This window comes from Amycolatopsis sp. NPDC005003 (assembly GCF_053600695.1).
The window spans coordinates 61,502-75,757 of record NZ_JBSGAI010000006.1; the positions used below are offsets into that span (position 1 = coordinate 61,502).

Consider the following 14,256-nt stretch of genomic DNA (forward strand, 5'->3'; position numbering starts at 1 on the left):
GTGGAAGGTTGCTGCCCGACTGTAACGAAGTTACATTGTCCGTCATGAAACGAGACTTAGCAGGTAGGCGGCTCGTCTTGACGCGCGCGGCGTGCGGGGGCTGAGATGAAGGCATTCGTCGTCGAGAAGTACGGCAAGGACACCGTGCGCGCCGCGGAGGTACCCGTGCCCGCGGTCGGGGTCCGCGACGTCCTCGTCCGGGTGCACGCCACGAGCGTCAACCCCCTCGACAAGATGGTGCGCAACGGGGAGTTCAAGCAGCTCCTGAAGTACCAGACGCCGTTCGTGCTGGGCCACGACGTGGCCGGCGTCGTGACGGAGGTCGGTCCGGCCGTGCGGGGTTTCCGGGTCGGCGACGAGATCTACGCCCGTCCGCGTGATCTGCGGATCGGCGGGTTCGCGGAATACATCGCGATCGACCAGGACGACGTCGCGCCCAGGCCGGAGTCGCTGACGCTGCACGAGGCGGCCGCGGTGCCGCTGGTGGCGCTGGCCGCCTGGCAGATCCTCGTCGAGCGGGCGAACGTGCGGCCGGGGCAGAAGGTGCTGGTCCACGCGGGCGCGGGCGGCCTCGGCTCGACGGTCATCCAGCTCGCCAAGCACCTCGGGGCCTCGGTGGCGACCACCGTGAGCACGCCGACGATCGACCTGGTCCGTGGTCTCGGCGCCGACGTCGTGGTCGACTACACCCGGGAAGACTTCTCGACGGTGCTGTCCGGCTACGACCTGGTGCTGGATGCCCTGGGTGGGGCGAACCTGGAGAAGTCGCTGACCGTGCTGAAGCCCGGCGGCCTCGCGATCGGCGTCGCCGGCCCGCCGGACGCCGGGTTCGCCCGGCAGCTCGGCGCCCCGTTCTTCTTGGGCGCGGCCATGAACTTCCTCAGCCGCAAGGTGCGCAAGCAGGCCAAGGCCCTGGGGGTGCGGTACGAGTTCTTCTTCATGCGAGCCGACGGTTCCCAGCTTCGCGACCTCGGTGTCCTCTACGACAAGGGCGTACTCCGCCCGGTCATCGACCGGACGTTCCCGTTCTCCGAGACGCTCGAGGCGCTGGCCCACGTCGAGCAAGGGCGCACGAAGGCGGGCAAGGTCGTCGTCGTGTCCGAAAGCGCCGAATTTTAGCGTACGGTCGTACTGGCAACGGGAGCATCGAGGAGCGTGCGAAGTGGTGCGATACGCGAAAGAGCACAAGCTGGAGACGAGACGCCGGATCGTCGAGACGGCCGGTCGCCGGCTCAAGCGTGACGGCATCGACGGCTCCGGCGTCGCCACGCTCATGAAGGATGCCGGGCTGACCAACGGCGCGTTCTACGCTCACTTCGAGTCCAAGGAGGACCTGGTCGCGACGGCCGTCACGGATCAGCTGGCCGACCAGCGTGAGCAGCTCGCCGCGGTGGCGCCGGGACAGGCGGGAGTCGAGCAGATCGTGCGCTCCTACCTTTCGCCCGAACACCGCGACAACCCGGGCGAGGGCTGCCCGTCCGCCGCGCTGCTGGACGAGATCGGCCGCTGCGCGGAATCGACGAAGCAGGCGTATACCGAGGGTGTGCTGGGCATCATGGACGACATGGCCGCCCGCCTCGCGCCGGAGGACCCGCAGTCGGCCCGGACCACGACGCTCAGCGTCTACGCGATGATGGTCGGGACGATGCAGCTTTCCCGCGCCCTCACCGACCGGCAGCTGGCCGACGAGCTACTGGAACAGGGCATCCGGAACGCCCTCGCGATCTTCGACGGCGTGCGGCGGGCCGGCTGAGTACTCGCCTCGACCGGGACACGGTGGTGACTTTCGGGTACCGGCTCGCGGGCGCCGTCGCTCCGGAGCGGGCAGGATGTGGTGCAGGGGAGTCGTGCTTGTCGGACGCGCGAGCCCTTTCCCGGCCCGAGGATTGGACGCAATGGGACGCTCGTCGGTGTTCACCTTCCAGTACATCGCCATCGACACCGAGGCCGGTGTCACCCCGGAAGAATTCGAGACCTTCGTGCGTGGCGAAGGCGTTCACCTGCCCTTGTACCCGGGGTGGCGGTGGACTCTGCTGCGCGGGTTGCGCGGAGAGCGGACCGGGCAGTACCTGATGTTGTACGAAATCGACAGCGCCGAGCAGCGCGACCGCTACGTCACGGCCCGCGGTGAGCAGACCGAGCTCGCCCGGCAGTTCTGGGCGCGGCACCCGGAGGCGGAGGAGGTGCTGGCGCGGTGGCGGCGGCTGGGCACGTTCGCCGAGCTGCCGACGTTGTTCACCGACTACCGGCTGCTGGCCGACAATCCGCGGAGCACGGTCACGCCCGGCCCCCGCTACCGCGACCGCCCGGGGGAGGAGCCCGTCGCCCGGGTCATCGGGATCCACAACCTGGCGTTGCGCGCCGGGGTGACCGAGGAGGTGTTCGACCGCTTCATCGCCGAGAACCACCACCGGATCGACGACTACCCGGACTGGCGGTTCCACGTGCTCAAGGGCGAGCGGGGCAACCGCCTCGACCAGTACGTGATGATGATGGAGATCGCGGGCCTGGAGGCGCTGGACGTCTTCTACCCCGAGCGCGACATCGCCACCGGCGAGGCCGCGGCGTTTGCGGCCGCCCACCGCGACACCAAGCAGATGTACGAGGAGTGGAAGCAGCTGGCCTCGTTCTCGGGCTCACCGCAGATCTACACGGACTACCTCGCCGTCGCCGAGAACCCGGCGTAGCCCGCACGACTGCTGCGGGTGTGTGGCGGTCATCCATCGCCCGCGCGGGTGCCGCAGTGCGCGGGCCCGAGCACCTTGCTCAGGACCCGGCGTGGCGCGTCGCGGCGGGGAGCGGTGCCGGCGACCAGCGCAGGAGCCTGGCCGCGTTGTGGGCGACGACGGCGTGCGGAGTTCGCCGGTCGACGTGGTCTTCCAGCCAGGTGAGGCACGCGGAATAGGTTCGGTCGTGCTCGTGGGGGTCCAGGGCCAGTCGCTGCCCCAGAGCAGCCGGTGGGGTCCGGCTTCGGCGAGGAGAGTCCGAGGTGGTCGAACACGACCGGGGACGGCCAGTGCCGGAGCGCGGGAGCCAACGCTGTCCACTGCTCGTCGCGGGCTTGGACCTCGAGGTGCTGGCCACGGCGGGCGAGTTCGGCACCCAGGTGCCGCCAGGCGGGGGCGGTGAGCTCGGGAACGGCCCGGCCGATGAGGTTGAGGCGTATCCCGCCGACGCCGTCGATCGAGAGCGGCGCCAGGTCGTGGGGACCGTTCAGGACGACCACCGCGCGGAAGCGGTCGGGGTGGCGGCGCAGGCAGGCCAGCAGGAACCGGTTGTCCGCGCCGAGAAAGCAGGGCTGGACGAGCAGGGCGCCCGCGATCCCGTGTTCGTCGAGCAGTGTCAGGTAGTCGTCGGGCGTGGCGTCGTAGTCCGGGACGTAGCGGGGATCGGCCGTGGTGGGGAGCCCGCGTCGGAACCTGGCAACGGAGCATCAGACACAAGTCCATTGTGCCAGGACCCGGGTCCCGTGCGGCGCTGATGGTGCTTCCTCAGACAAAGGGCGGTACCGGGCCGCATCCTTCGGGAAGGGAACCCAAACCCCGCGATAAGGACTTTCCGTGTGTGGAGCCGGTTCTGCTACCCGACATGCTTACTGCGGGAGCTGGAACGCAACTCGCGGGATCGGCCCTGCGGCTGTGCAGGTGGGCAATCCGGCCGATCGCGACAGGAACCCAGCCGGGGAAAGCTAACTCTTGCTCGACCCTGTGACGCGGCGGATACACCCGATCGCTGTAACAGGGGTGCGCATTCGGACGACTCTTGTTACCGACTGCTACTTCCCGACACTGAAGTGTGGTCCGCCGAGCGGAAGGAGGCCCCCATGGCGACCGTGGAAATACGGGTCCATGGAATCGGAGACCACGCGCCGTCCAGCGCGCTGGGATCCCTTCCGCCGGTGAATGACAACCCGGGGAGTTCGGTCGAGGAGTTCAAGACTCACAAGCTGCCCGACCATGCGGTGCGGCTGGTGAACTGGTCGCGCACCAGCCGGCGCAAGGCCGGCTTCCTCTGGTACCTCGCGCTGCCGTTCACGCTGCTCAACGTCGCCGGCGAGATGGGCCCTGTGGGCACGGCGCGGCGGCGGGTGTTCGGTGCGGTCGTGATCCTGAGCGGGTTCGTGCTGACAATCGCGGTCACGACCTGGGCTCTCGCCATTCTGGAGACGGTCGTCAAACGGCTTCCGTGGCAGGTGACCGCGTCGGTCACACGGTGGACTCTCATGGTGGCTGCTGTCGTGGTAGTTATCCTTATGTGCGCTCGCATCCGAAGCCTGGGGCGTCGTGACTCGGACTACAACAAATTGATCGGTCACTCCCACGTCGCCGTTGTGCTGAGCTATTCCGTGGCGTTGGTGTTTTGGCGGCCGGCTGCTCGGGTGGTGGCTCCGGACATCCTGCCGGACGCCTGCGAGCCCGTCCGTGACGTCTGCGGGGTGCCGGCCGACTGGGATTTCGTGACCACCGTCGTCATAGGCTCCAGTGTGCTGATGCTTTTGTTCGCGGGCGTGGCCTGGTGTCTGTCGGCCGCCGGCCATCCGAAATCCGTTCGGCGGTTGAAGGTGTCGCCGGGCTCGGGAGCTTCGCTCGTCATAGCCATGAGTCTTCTGTGGATCCACGTCACCGGGTCCCTGCTTCGACTTGGCGTGGATTGGGTGCTCGCCTACTTCCACCGGTACCCGGCGGTGCAGTCGCTTGCCGGACGGCCGATGGCCCGCTGCGACCTGCCGGCGCCCATCGGACAGTCAACGCTCCCTCCGTGCGAGCGGGTGCTCCTCGTGTTCGACGAGAGCCGAGTGCCGGTTTTCCTGCCCGACATTGTGGCCACGTATGGGTTCGCAGCCGTCGTGGCGCTGGCACTGGCTCTCGCGTTGGTGTTGCTGGTGCACAGGATGCGCGGCGCAAAGCTCTCTACACGTTGGCTGGTGCTGCATCTGCCCAAGGTGCTGCCGTGGACGCTCGCGGCCGCGTTCGCCCTGTTCATCGGAGAGGCTCTGGCGCTGCACTACTGGGTGTTCCATCCTGACCGTGCCCTGGGCTGGTGGTACTCGGCGGCGATCACCGTGACCCATCTCCTGGCAGCGGCGACGCTGGCATTCCTCCTCCTCGGGCGCCGGTCACCCACCGTTCGCAAGGTGTTCGGCATGATTGCGGACATTCTCGGCTTCTGGCCGGTCACCACCCACCCACTGGCCGGTCAGTCCTACCGCGAGGACATCGTCACGGGAATCCGGCAGGTCGTCGCCCGGCATACGTCGCAAGCCGCCGCCGGAGAACGTGAGAACGTCGTACTGGCTGGGCACAGCCAGGGCAGCGTCCTGTGCGCCTGGCTTGCGGCCAAGTCGAAAGCTCCGCTGCCCATTCACCTGGTCACCTGCGGTTCGCCCCTGGCCTCCCTTTACGGCTCGTACTTCCCGTTGCATTTCAGCGAAGACCTCTTCGTCAAGGTTCGTTCCAATGTGGTCGACTGGACGAACTACTGGCGCGACAGCGACCCCATCGCCACGGCACTGCCCACTCCGAGCGAAGATTCGGACGACACGGCGCCGAACCTTTCCGGGGAGAGAAACGCATCACCGGAAATCGTGAATATCAGGCTGGACAACGGTATTGTCGGCCACTCCGACTACTGGGTCGACCCGGGCTTCACATTCGAGGAGGCATCGGTCGACCGACGCTTTCCGCCAGCCTCGCGAGGGTGCGTCGTGTAGTGCGTTGCCACCGACCGATGGTGCCCAGTCGCCGAGAGGTTGCCGAGCCAAGCCGGCGTGAGCGCGCATCCGATGGTCAGCCGGTCAGCGGCAGAAGAGGGCGTTGTGCCCCGAAGGCTACCCCTTCGGGCTGCGAAACCTGCCCGAACGTCCGCAGGCTGGTCGGTTCCCAGGCTGGGGTCATGTGTCCTACACCAGATGTCGAAGCCCAAGGGAGCGCCCAATGAAGTACGACCATCGGGAGCCGGATCGGCGCGAAGCCGTTCGAAATGCGCCGCGCTTGGCTCCGGGCACGTCTTCCCGAGAACGCGGATTCAATCCGGTGGCACTGACGATCCTGCAGTTGCAACGCGCCGCGGGGAATCGGGCCGTGCGGCAGCTGGCAGCGGTGCAACGATGCGGCACGACTCCGGCCGGGGAGTGCCCGTGCCAGGTCGGAGACGGTGAAGGAGAGACGGTGCCGGCCGCCGCCGGGGAGGTGGCGGTCCAGCGTGACATCGCTGTCCAGCGGGACGACCGCACCGTCGGCGGCGTCTGTACGGCCACCACGGACGAGCAGGCCGACGCCGGCGTGCCGCCGTCAGCGGAGCAAGCGGTGTGTGCCGAGCCCTTGCACGTCCTGACCTATCAGGGGCGGCAGTACGCGATTCCGGAGAGCCAGTGGGCGGGCTTCCTGACCGGACTCCGGCGGACGTTCCGGACCGAGGTGCTTCGTCCGATCGAGTCCCGCGTGACCAGTGCCCGTGGCTACTACGACGCCATGAAGGAGCTCAACGACGACCACTCCGTGGTGGCGTGGGTGCTGGAAGCGGTCCACACCGGTATCAATCTCGACGAGGTCGCTCCGATCATCACCGCCGGCGAAGCCGCCTTGCAGAACCTGAAGCGGCTCGCCGACGGCGACGATCTGGCTGCGACCGAGAGCGCGACCCGGACCGCGCAGGAGAAAGCGGATGCCGCGTACCGGGCGATCCAGGAGTACCGGGAACGCCAGATCGGTACCGGCGCGACCGTGATCGCTGCGCTCCAGGTGACCGAGACAGCGTGCTTCACGATCTTCGCGGTTGCCGGCGGCGCGGTGCTCGCCGCCCCCGCCGCCGCTGGTGGCCTTGGCCTCGGCGTGGTCTCCAGCGGAGCGATCATGGGCGGGGGGACCGCGTTGCTGTCCAGCGCCGCCGGTGTCGGCGCCAAGGTCGTCTACGGGGACGAGGTCGGCTGGACGGACGTCAAGGACGTCACCATCGACACGGTGGTGGGCGCCGCAGGTGGGGCCGCGGGCGGTGCGGTCGCCGCCAAACTGACACCGTTCCTGGCGCCGGCGCTGACCAGATCCCTGGTCGCCAACGGCTTGTTCGCCAATGTCGCCGAAGAGACCCTGGCGAAGGCCGTAGGCTCCGTGGTCGCGGGGTCGGCGGGCAACATGGTGCAGGGCGCGATCACCGACGGCGTCCGCGTCGTCCGCGGCCAAGCCACCATGGAGCAGCTGCTGCGCAACGTCGTGGTCAACCTGATCGTCGGCGGGATCGCCGGTCTGGTCGGTCATGCCCTCGCCGGGCGGTCCACCCCCGAAGGTGCGGTGACGTCGACCCCGCAAACCCGCAACGTCCGGGTCGCGAATCCCGAACTGGTCGCTCGCTACGAGCAGCTCGCGAACGAGCGGTTGCCGGCCGTCGTCGAGCAGACCGTGGCCGCGGAGCGGTCCACCCCCGGCCGGGCACGGCTGGCCCAGCTCGGTGCCGAGTTCGACGCGCTGCGAGCCGAAGCCGGCAATGCTCCCGAACTGACCCCGCCCCAACGCGCCCGGGCCAACGGCATCCTCCGCGAGGCCCGCGTCATCGCTCGAAAGGACTTCGGTGGCCTGCAGCGGAAGGTGATGGGCCGGCTTCGGGCCGACCCTGCTCTGCGGGCGATCGAGAGCCAGCTCGTCGCCGCCGGTGACGCCCGAGCCGGTGCCACGGGCACGATGCGGATCAAGGTCGTTCGCGCCGACGGCACGCAGGCGTTCGAGCCGCTCAACCTCGAGCACCGGGTCCGGCTTTCGGATAATCCCTGGCTCGCCAAACAGAACCGGAACCTCATCCTGACCGACGCGCCGCAAAACCAGCAGTATCTGGAAGCGCTGCGGCAGCAGGGCTCGGTTTGGCCGACCGACGCGGTGGAAGCGTTCGTGGTGCGGCACCGGCTCAACGACGAGGGCGTGGACTTCAACCCACGCTCACGCTGAGCGGCGTAGCACCGGCCTGGCCCGAGGGCGAGTTCGATGCCTTGCGGGTGCGGCGGAAGCCGCTGCAGCAGGAGCCGGAACGCAGCTGGCGGGAAGCGCCCACCGGCCGAGTCACCCGGTGGTCAAGTCACCCCCGGATCCGGGCGACCCTCGTGGTGGAAGGGACTTCGGTGGGGTTTGCGTCCGTGCGGTGAGCCCGGAGCTGGTGATTGTCGGGTGGACCGTGCGAGCCCGGCGGCTCACGGGGTGACGTCGAAGCGGTCCAGCAGCATGTACGTGCCGCTGCGTTTGACGGCCCGGATGGTGTGGCGGCCCGGCGACAGGCCGCAGGCGCTGAACACGCTCTGCTGGGCGTGCCGGACCTGGCTCGTGGTGTCGACGGTGCGCTGGAAGACTTCGTCCAGGTAGATGTCCATCCGGCCTTCGTCGGAGTAGGTCTCGCTGAAGAGCGCGATGCCGGTCCCGGTGAAGGCGTAGGCGACCTGGCTGCCGTCCGCCATCGTGGCGTGCACGTCGTCGTGGAAGTCGCCCAGGCCGCGCTTGCCGGCGGTGTACCACGGTCCGCTGTAGACGATGCCGGTCGCGTCGTCGTTGAGCGTCGCCGTTTCGGCGGTCGGGCAGTGCGGGGTGGCGGTGACCGGGGCAGCTGATGGTGGCGGTGGTGGTGGGGTGACGCTGCGGCGGGTCGGCGAGTGTGTCGGCGTGGCCGAGGTCGTGGCCGACGTCGTGGGCGGCGGCGTGGCCGAGGTCGTGGGCGCGGCGGCCTGAGCCGGGATGGCACTCGACGGCAGCAGGGTGGCCGGCTCGAGCGGCACCGACCACACCGCCGCCTCGCGCGGCGACTGCGCCGGGCCGGACATCGACGTCAGCACGGCGATGCTCGTCACCACCACTGCCGCGCCCGCGACCACGAATGCCCAGCGGATCCGCGCGCCCGCGCGCAACTGCGCCTCGGCCGCCTCCGAGGCCTGCCGTTCCAGCCGCGCGCGGCGCTCGTCCGGGCTCCCCGGCTCCCCGGGGATCACCGGCAGCTCGACTGTCTCGATCGGAGGGACCCAACCCCGGCCTTCGGCAGCACCTCCTCGACGGTCAAGCCCGCTGCTGGCTCTTCGCCGGCCGGCACGCGCCATCGGTGGAACCTCCGAACTCCCAGACGATCGAGCACTCCGGCTCGCGATGCCGAGATCTTAGAAATCCGGCCCCCTGCTGGCAAACCTGACAGGCAGTCCAGCTGAAAGTCGCGGTCCTCGGCGTGGTGCCACGGGCAGGTGGGGTCGCCCGCGAAAGACGACCGATCCGGTCGTCACAGGTCCAGGACGACGTCGTCCTGTGGCTGGGCGCAGCAGACGAGCGCTTGGTCCGGCGCCGGCGGTTCGAGCGGGTCGGGATCGTAGCGCACGTGGCCGGACAGCAGCGGGGTCACGCAGGTGTGGCAGACGCCGGTGCGGCACGACCAGCGTGTCGGTACGTCGCATGCCTCGGCGAACTCGAGCAGGCTGGGGTAGCGGTCGCTCCACGGCACGGTGAGCCCGCTCCGCGCGAACGTGACCGCGGGTCCTGGTCCGGCCGCGCCGGCCGGGAGGTGCGGGGTCTTGCGGACGACGCCGGTGAGGCCCGGGTTGATCGCGGACACTCCGCCGAACAGTTCACTGTGGATGTGTGCCGGGTCGAAACCCGAGGAAACCAGGGATTCCCGCACGGCCGTCATGAAGGCGTCCGGTCCGCACAGGTAGACGGTGCTGTCGACCGGCAGTTCCGACAGCGTTTCGCGGGTCAGCCGGCCGTGTTCCGCGGTGTAGTGGATGTGCTCGTGGCCGTGCGGAAGGCTCGCCAGCAGTTGGTGTGCTTCGCCGGCGAACGCGTGGTCGGCGGCGGTCCGGGTGGTGTGCAGCCACCAGACCTCCCGTGAAGTCCGGTTCGCGGCGAGCGCGTGCAGCATGGCGAGGACGGGAGTCACGCCGATGCCTGCCGAGACGAGGACCACGGGACGGTCGTCTTCGGTCAGCACGAAGTCGCCCCGGGGTGCCGCGACGTCCACGACCGCGCCGGCGGCCAGCTGCGTGTGGAGGTAACTGCTGACGACCCCGTCCCGTTTGACGCTGATGCGGTACTCGCGGTCCGAAGGCGTGGCCGACAGCGAGTAGCTGCGGACCGGCGCCGGGTCGCCGGCCCCGGGCACCCGCAGGGTGAGGTACTGGCCCGGCTCGGGCCGGGGGAGCGGCGCGCCGTCCTCGGCGGCCAGGTGGAGGGAGGCCACGGTCGTGCTCTCGGGTACCACCCGGGTGACGCGCAGGGGCCGGAAGCCGCTCCAGCCGCGAGGCGCCGGTGGTTCTTCCGCGGCCAGCAGGTCCCGGAACGACCCCTGCCAGCCGGGACTGAGCGCCGGGATGTCGAGAGCCTTGCGCAGCGTGTCCCGGTCGCGGCCGGGCAGGTAGAGGAGCGCGTCGATGTCCGCGACGCTCAGTTCGTGCCGGCCGACCCGGGTGCGGACGATCTCGTCGCCCGCCTGGACGTGGCCTTCGGTGACGACCCGCAGGTAGAAGCCGGGCCGGTGGTGCGCCACCAGCAGGGACGGCATCCGCGGCTCGCCGAGGCGCATGCCGACGCGGAAGCACGTGACGCGCGGCTGGGTGACCTCGAACTCGGCTTCGCCGATGCGGTACCGGTCGCCGATGTGCACTTCGTCGTCGGGCAGGCCGTCGACGGTGAAGTTTTCGCCGAACCGGCCGTCCTCGAGGTCGTCGCGGCCGAGGAACCGCCGCCAGTGTTCGTAGGACTGACGCTGGTAGACGAGCACCGCGCGGTTCTCGCCGCCGTGGCCGCCCAGGTCGCCCTGGCCGTCGCCGTCGACGTTGAGCCGCCGCACCATGCGGCGGCCTTCGACCGGGTACTTGAAGATGCCCGTGTGGACGGTCCGGCCCTGCCAGGGCACGTCCCGGGGCAGTCCGACGTTCAGTGACACCAGGCGGGCCATGGTGGTCATCTCCTTCAGTCCGCGGATGTCCGGGCGCGCTGGCTGGAACCGACTTCGGCCGGCTCGTGACCCCTCACCGTCAGGTGCGGCCGGAGCGCACCGGCCACCATGGCGGTGATCACCACTACCCAGACCGCGGCACCGACCCAGATTTCCCCGCGGCCCAGCGCGGTCAGCCATGATGTCGCGGTTGTGCGTCCCAGTTCGTGGGTGGTGACACCGTACATCCCGATCGGGAAGACCAGGTTCCACCAGCCGAAGTCGTACCGCAGCGGGACACGTCGCAGCACGTGCCGCCATATCCCCAGAGCCAGCAGCATCGGAACCAGCCAGCTCGAAAACGCCCACAGGACAACGGACCAGCCGACGATGACCGAGCGCGGCAGCAGCACATCGTCCGGTGACAGTTCGAGGAGCCTCGCCCCGGCGAGCACCGTGATCGCCGCCGCGCCCATGAAGATCCAGGCCGAGGTCATGAGGTTCTCCGGCACCACTGGCCGCGCGAGCAGCCTGGCCAGGACGATCCCGGCGGTCAGCAGGTACTGCATCAGTCCGATGGCCCAGCACGCCGTGGCCAGTACCGGCAGCAGGTGGTCCGTGGTCTGGCGGCTCAGGGCGGCTGCCGCGACGGCCACCGACTCGGAGCTCACCGCCCAGAGGAACCAGGTGCCGTTCACCTGGTCGATCGAGGGCCGCCGGCTCGTGGTGGCGATCAGGCCGAGGGGAATGCCGTAGCCCAGCAGCAGCCACCCGAGCGTTCCCAACGCCAGGAACGCCCGAGCAGCGGCGACCTGGCCGTCCGATACGAGGCGGGCGGCCAGGACGTCGGCGGCGATGGCGATGGTCAGGAACGCGAATGCTCGTGGCCCGAAGAAGTCCGCGGCGAATCGCTGTCGCCAGCGCACCAGGCGCCACCCATAGGCCGGCACCAGCACTGCGAAACCGGCCAGGGCCACCACCACCAGTGCGACGGAGGCGATGTGGGCGCCGTTGATGTTCAGGGCGGTGGACACGATTCCGGTGCCCATGACGAATGCGCACGCTCCCGCGTTGAGGTCGGCGACCGCGAAGGATGCGGCCTCCCGATATCGGCGTAGGCGCTCAATGGCCGGCACTCTGGCCCCCGTCCACGTGCAGGATTTCGCCGGTGACGAACGCGGCGTTCTCGAGGTAGACGATCGCGTCGACGACGTCGGCGACCTCGCCCATTCGCCCCAGCGGGTGCCGCCGGGCGAGAGAATCCTCGTACGCGGCCGGATCCGAGGTCTCGATGACGCCCAGCGCGACCGCGTTGCTGCGGATGCCGCGGGCCGCGTACTCGATGGCCAGCGCCTTGGTGGCGGACTGCAGGCCGCCTTTGGTCAGCGACGTCAGCACCGCATTGACCGAGGCGTCGGCGTGGTCGGCCAGGCTGCTGCTGATCTGCACGAGGTGACCACTGCCTTGGCGGAGCATCTGTTCGACCGCCAGCTGGGTGATGCGGAAGAACCCGGTCAGGTTGACGCCGGTGACGGCCTCGTAGTCGTCCCGGGTGTACTCGGTGAACGGCTTGGCGATGAAGATGCCGGCGTTGTTGACCAGGGTGTCGATGCGGCCGAACCGCTCGATCGCGGCGGCGGCCACGCGCTCGGCCGTGGCGGGGTCCACGACGTCGCCACGGACGGCGAGGACGTCCGGGTCCGCTCCGGGCGCGATGCTCCGCGACGTCGCGACGACGGCGTAGCCGAGCTTGCGGTACGCCGCCACCAGGGCGGCACCGATACCCTGTGACGCGCCGGTGATGACGGCGACCTTCTTGCCGGGCACGCTAATCGAGGATCTGCATCAGCCGGTCCGCCGGGATCGCGGCCGAGTGCGGGTTCTGCCCGGTTCCGGCGTGGCGACCGTCGGGGGCACGCCGGCCAGTGAAGACGCGACTGCTCCGGCGCCCACGACTTTGGCGAAGATCCGCTTGATGATCATGGAGATCCTTCCTTCGCCTCAGGAGACCCCTTGGCGGCCGGTTGCCGGGCCGCGCCGATCTGCTCGTGCAGGCCTTTGAGCGCGGCGACGTAGATTTCGGAGAACGTCGGGAACGGCTGGATGGTGTCGCGCAGGACGTCGAGCGGGATCCGGGCGCGGATGGCCAGGGTCGCCTGTTGCAGCCATTCCCCGGCCTCCGGGCCGAGGGCGTAGGCGCCGGTGAGCGCTTCGCCGTCGCTGAGCAGCGTCAGGAAGCCGTTGGCCTCGGCGTAGGCCCGGGTGTAGGTCGCGGTCTTGGCCACCTCGGAGATCCGGGCAGTGGCGCTGAACCGTGCCGTGCCCGCGCCCACCGACGCCGCCTGCGGGTCGGTGAACACCACACGGGGCACGGCCGTGTAATCGGCTTCCCGTGGTGTGCCGAGAATGTTGTCCGCGACCACTTCGCCCTGGTACTTGCCCACATGGGTGAGCATTTCCAGGCCGGTGGCGTCGCCGACGACCCAGAGGTTCTCGGCGGCACGCAGCCGCCCGTCGACCGGGATGCCGTTGTCACCCGCCGCCACACCGACCGTCTCGAGTCCGAGATCGTGCACTCGCGGACGGCGCCCGGTGGCGACGAGGAGCTTGTCGCCACGCAGTTCCTGCCCGTCGTCGAGGGTCAGGACGTAGTCGTCGCCCTCGCGCCGGGCCTTGACCGCCTTCGGGCCGAGCACGAGCTCGATCCCGTCGCGGCGCAGGACTTCGCCGAGCGCCTGGCCCAGCGGGGCGGGTTCACGCGGCAGGACGCGCCCGCCGTGGGCGGTGAGGACCACCTCGCCGCCCAGCCGCCGGACCGCCTGGGCCAGCTCGACGCCGACAGGCCCGCCGCCGAGCACGATCAGCCGGCGCGGTACCGATTTCATCGCGGTGGCCTCGCGGTTGGTCCACAGGCCCGCCAGTTCCGGCAGACCCGGGATGTCCGGGATGATCGGCGAAGCGCCGGTGGCGACGACGACGTGGGTGGCCGTGTACCGGGTGCCGGCCACCTCGACGACACCCGGTCCGGCCAGCCGGCCGGTGCCGCGCAGCAGGTCGATGCCGTTGCCCGCCAGCCATCGCTCCTGGCCCGCGTCGGAGTAGTCCGACACCATGAAGTCGCGCCAGGCGAGGGCCCGCTCGGCATCGACCTCGGCGGTGGACTCGGCATCGAGTGCTCCGCGTACTGCTTCGCCCGGGCGCAGCAGCGTCTTCGACGGAATGCACGCCCAGTAGGAACATTCCCCGCCGACGAGTTCCCGCTCGACCAGCGCGACGCGCAGGCCGCCCTCGGCGAGAGCGCCGGCGCAGTGCTCGCCCGGCGACCCGCCGCCGAGCACGATGACGTCGTAACCGCTGTTCATCTTCCGA

11 protein-coding genes are annotated in these 14,256 nt (G+C 69.6%); 5 read left to right on the forward strand and 6 right to left on the reverse strand.

The features are described from left to right. The first annotated feature begins 105 nt into the window (after nt 1-105). The 3 genes from ACWED2_RS09195 to ACWED2_RS09205 all read left to right on the forward strand — a co-directional run bounded on the left by ACWED2_RS09195 (nt 106) and on the right by ACWED2_RS09205 (nt 2,687). Entirely contained in the window at nt 106-1,119 is a 1,014-nt protein-coding gene (locus ACWED2_RS09195; protein ID WP_449689931.1) for an NADP-dependent oxidoreductase, read from the forward strand. Nucleotides 1,120-1,165: 46 nt separating this feature from the next. Further along, nucleotides 1,166-1,753: a TetR/AcrR family transcriptional regulator gene (locus ACWED2_RS09200; RefSeq protein WP_449689932.1), complete on the forward strand. Its 588-nt coding sequence runs from the start codon at nt 1,166-1,168 to the stop codon at nt 1,751-1,753. Nucleotides 1,754-1,895: 142 nt separating this feature from the next. Next, nucleotides 1,896-2,687 carry a hypothetical protein gene (locus ACWED2_RS09205; RefSeq protein ID WP_449689933.1) on the forward strand — a complete coding sequence of 264 codons (792 nt, stop codon included), beginning with the start codon at nt 1,896-1,898 and terminating at the stop codon, nt 2,685-2,687. Nucleotides 2,688-2,716: 29 nt separating this feature from the next. Here ACWED2_RS09205 and ACWED2_RS09210 read toward each other — a convergent pair whose 3' ends face one another. Continuing rightward, nucleotides 2,717-3,346, reverse strand: coding sequence for an amidohydrolase family protein (locus tag ACWED2_RS09210; protein WP_449690129.1), 630 nt, complete (start codon nt 3,344-3,346; stop codon nt 2,717-2,719). A gap of 477 nt (nt 3,347-3,823) precedes the next feature. Here ACWED2_RS09210 and ACWED2_RS09215 point away from each other — a divergent pair, with 477 nt between their 5' ends. Together ACWED2_RS09215 and ACWED2_RS09220 are read left to right on the forward strand one after the other, a co-directional pair. After that, nucleotides 3,824-5,710 (forward strand): hypothetical protein, encoded by a 1,887-nt coding sequence (locus ACWED2_RS09215; protein ID WP_449689934.1) that lies wholly within the window; start codon nt 3,824-3,826, stop codon nt 5,708-5,710. Nucleotides 5,711-5,933: 223 nt separating this feature from the next. Continuing rightward, complete coding sequence (locus ACWED2_RS09220) at nt 5,934-7,934, forward strand: hypothetical protein (RefSeq protein WP_449689935.1); 2,001 nt, start codon at nt 5,934-5,936, stop codon at nt 7,932-7,934. Between the two features lie 239 nt (nt 7,935-8,173). Here the strand turns inward: ACWED2_RS09220 and ACWED2_RS09225 are convergent, their stop codons facing one another. The 5 genes from ACWED2_RS09225 to ACWED2_RS09245 all read right to left on the reverse strand — a co-directional run bounded on the left by ACWED2_RS09225 (nt 8,174) and on the right by ACWED2_RS09245 (nt 14,249). Beyond that, on the reverse strand, nt 8,174-8,959 hold the full coding sequence (locus tag ACWED2_RS09225) for a hypothetical protein (protein ID WP_449689936.1): 786 nt from the start codon (nt 8,957-8,959) through the stop codon (nt 8,174-8,176). Nucleotides 8,960-9,237: 278 nt separating this feature from the next. Beyond that, nucleotides 9,238-10,917, reverse strand: coding sequence for an MOSC domain-containing protein (locus ACWED2_RS09230; protein WP_449689937.1), 1,680 nt, complete (start codon nt 10,915-10,917; stop codon nt 9,238-9,240). A 5-nt stretch (nt 10,918-10,922) separates the two neighbouring features. Beyond that, nucleotides 10,923-12,023, reverse strand: coding sequence for a tellurite resistance/C4-dicarboxylate transporter family protein (locus tag ACWED2_RS09235; RefSeq protein WP_449689938.1), 1,101 nt, complete (start codon nt 12,021-12,023; stop codon nt 10,923-10,925). Next, the gene (locus tag ACWED2_RS09240) at nt 12,010-12,714 is read right to left on the reverse strand and encodes an SDR family NAD(P)-dependent oxidoreductase (RefSeq protein ID WP_449689939.1); all 705 of its coding nucleotides are present in this window, start codon (nt 12,712-12,714) and stop codon (nt 12,010-12,012) included. The genes ACWED2_RS09235 and ACWED2_RS09240 overlap by 14 nt, the downstream gene beginning before the upstream one ends. Nucleotides 12,715-12,866: 152 nt before the next feature. After that, a complete protein-coding gene (locus tag ACWED2_RS09245; RefSeq protein WP_449689940.1) occupies nt 12,867-14,249 on the reverse strand; it encodes a dihydrolipoyl dehydrogenase family protein in 1,383 nt (460 codons plus the stop codon). Nucleotides 14,250-14,256 lie beyond the last annotated feature (7 nt).

What these genes read in the sequence shown, in the direction of transcription:
- ACWED2_RS09195 (WP_449689931.1), top strand. Translation starts at nt 106, where the DNA reads ATGAAGGCATTCGTCGTCGAGAAGTACGGCAAGGACACCGTGCGCGCC.
- ACWED2_RS09205 (WP_449689933.1), top strand. Translation starts at nt 1,896, where the DNA reads ATGGGACGCTCGTCGGTGTTCACCTTCCAGTACATCGCCATCGACACC.
- ACWED2_RS09215 (WP_449689934.1), top strand. Translation starts at nt 3,824, where the DNA reads ATGGCGACCGTGGAAATACGGGTCCATGGAATCGGAGACCACGCGCCG.
- ACWED2_RS09220 (WP_449689935.1), top strand. Translation starts at nt 5,934, where the DNA reads ATGAAGTACGACCATCGGGAGCCGGATCGGCGCGAAGCCGTTCGAAAT.
- ACWED2_RS09230 (WP_449689937.1), bottom strand. Translation starts at nt 10,917, where the DNA reads ATGACCACCATGGCCCGCCTGGTGTCACTGAACGTCGGACTGCCCCGG.
- ACWED2_RS09245 (WP_449689940.1), bottom strand. Translation starts at nt 14,249, where the DNA reads ATGAACAGCGGTTACGACGTCATCGTGCTCGGCGGCGGGTCGCCGGGC.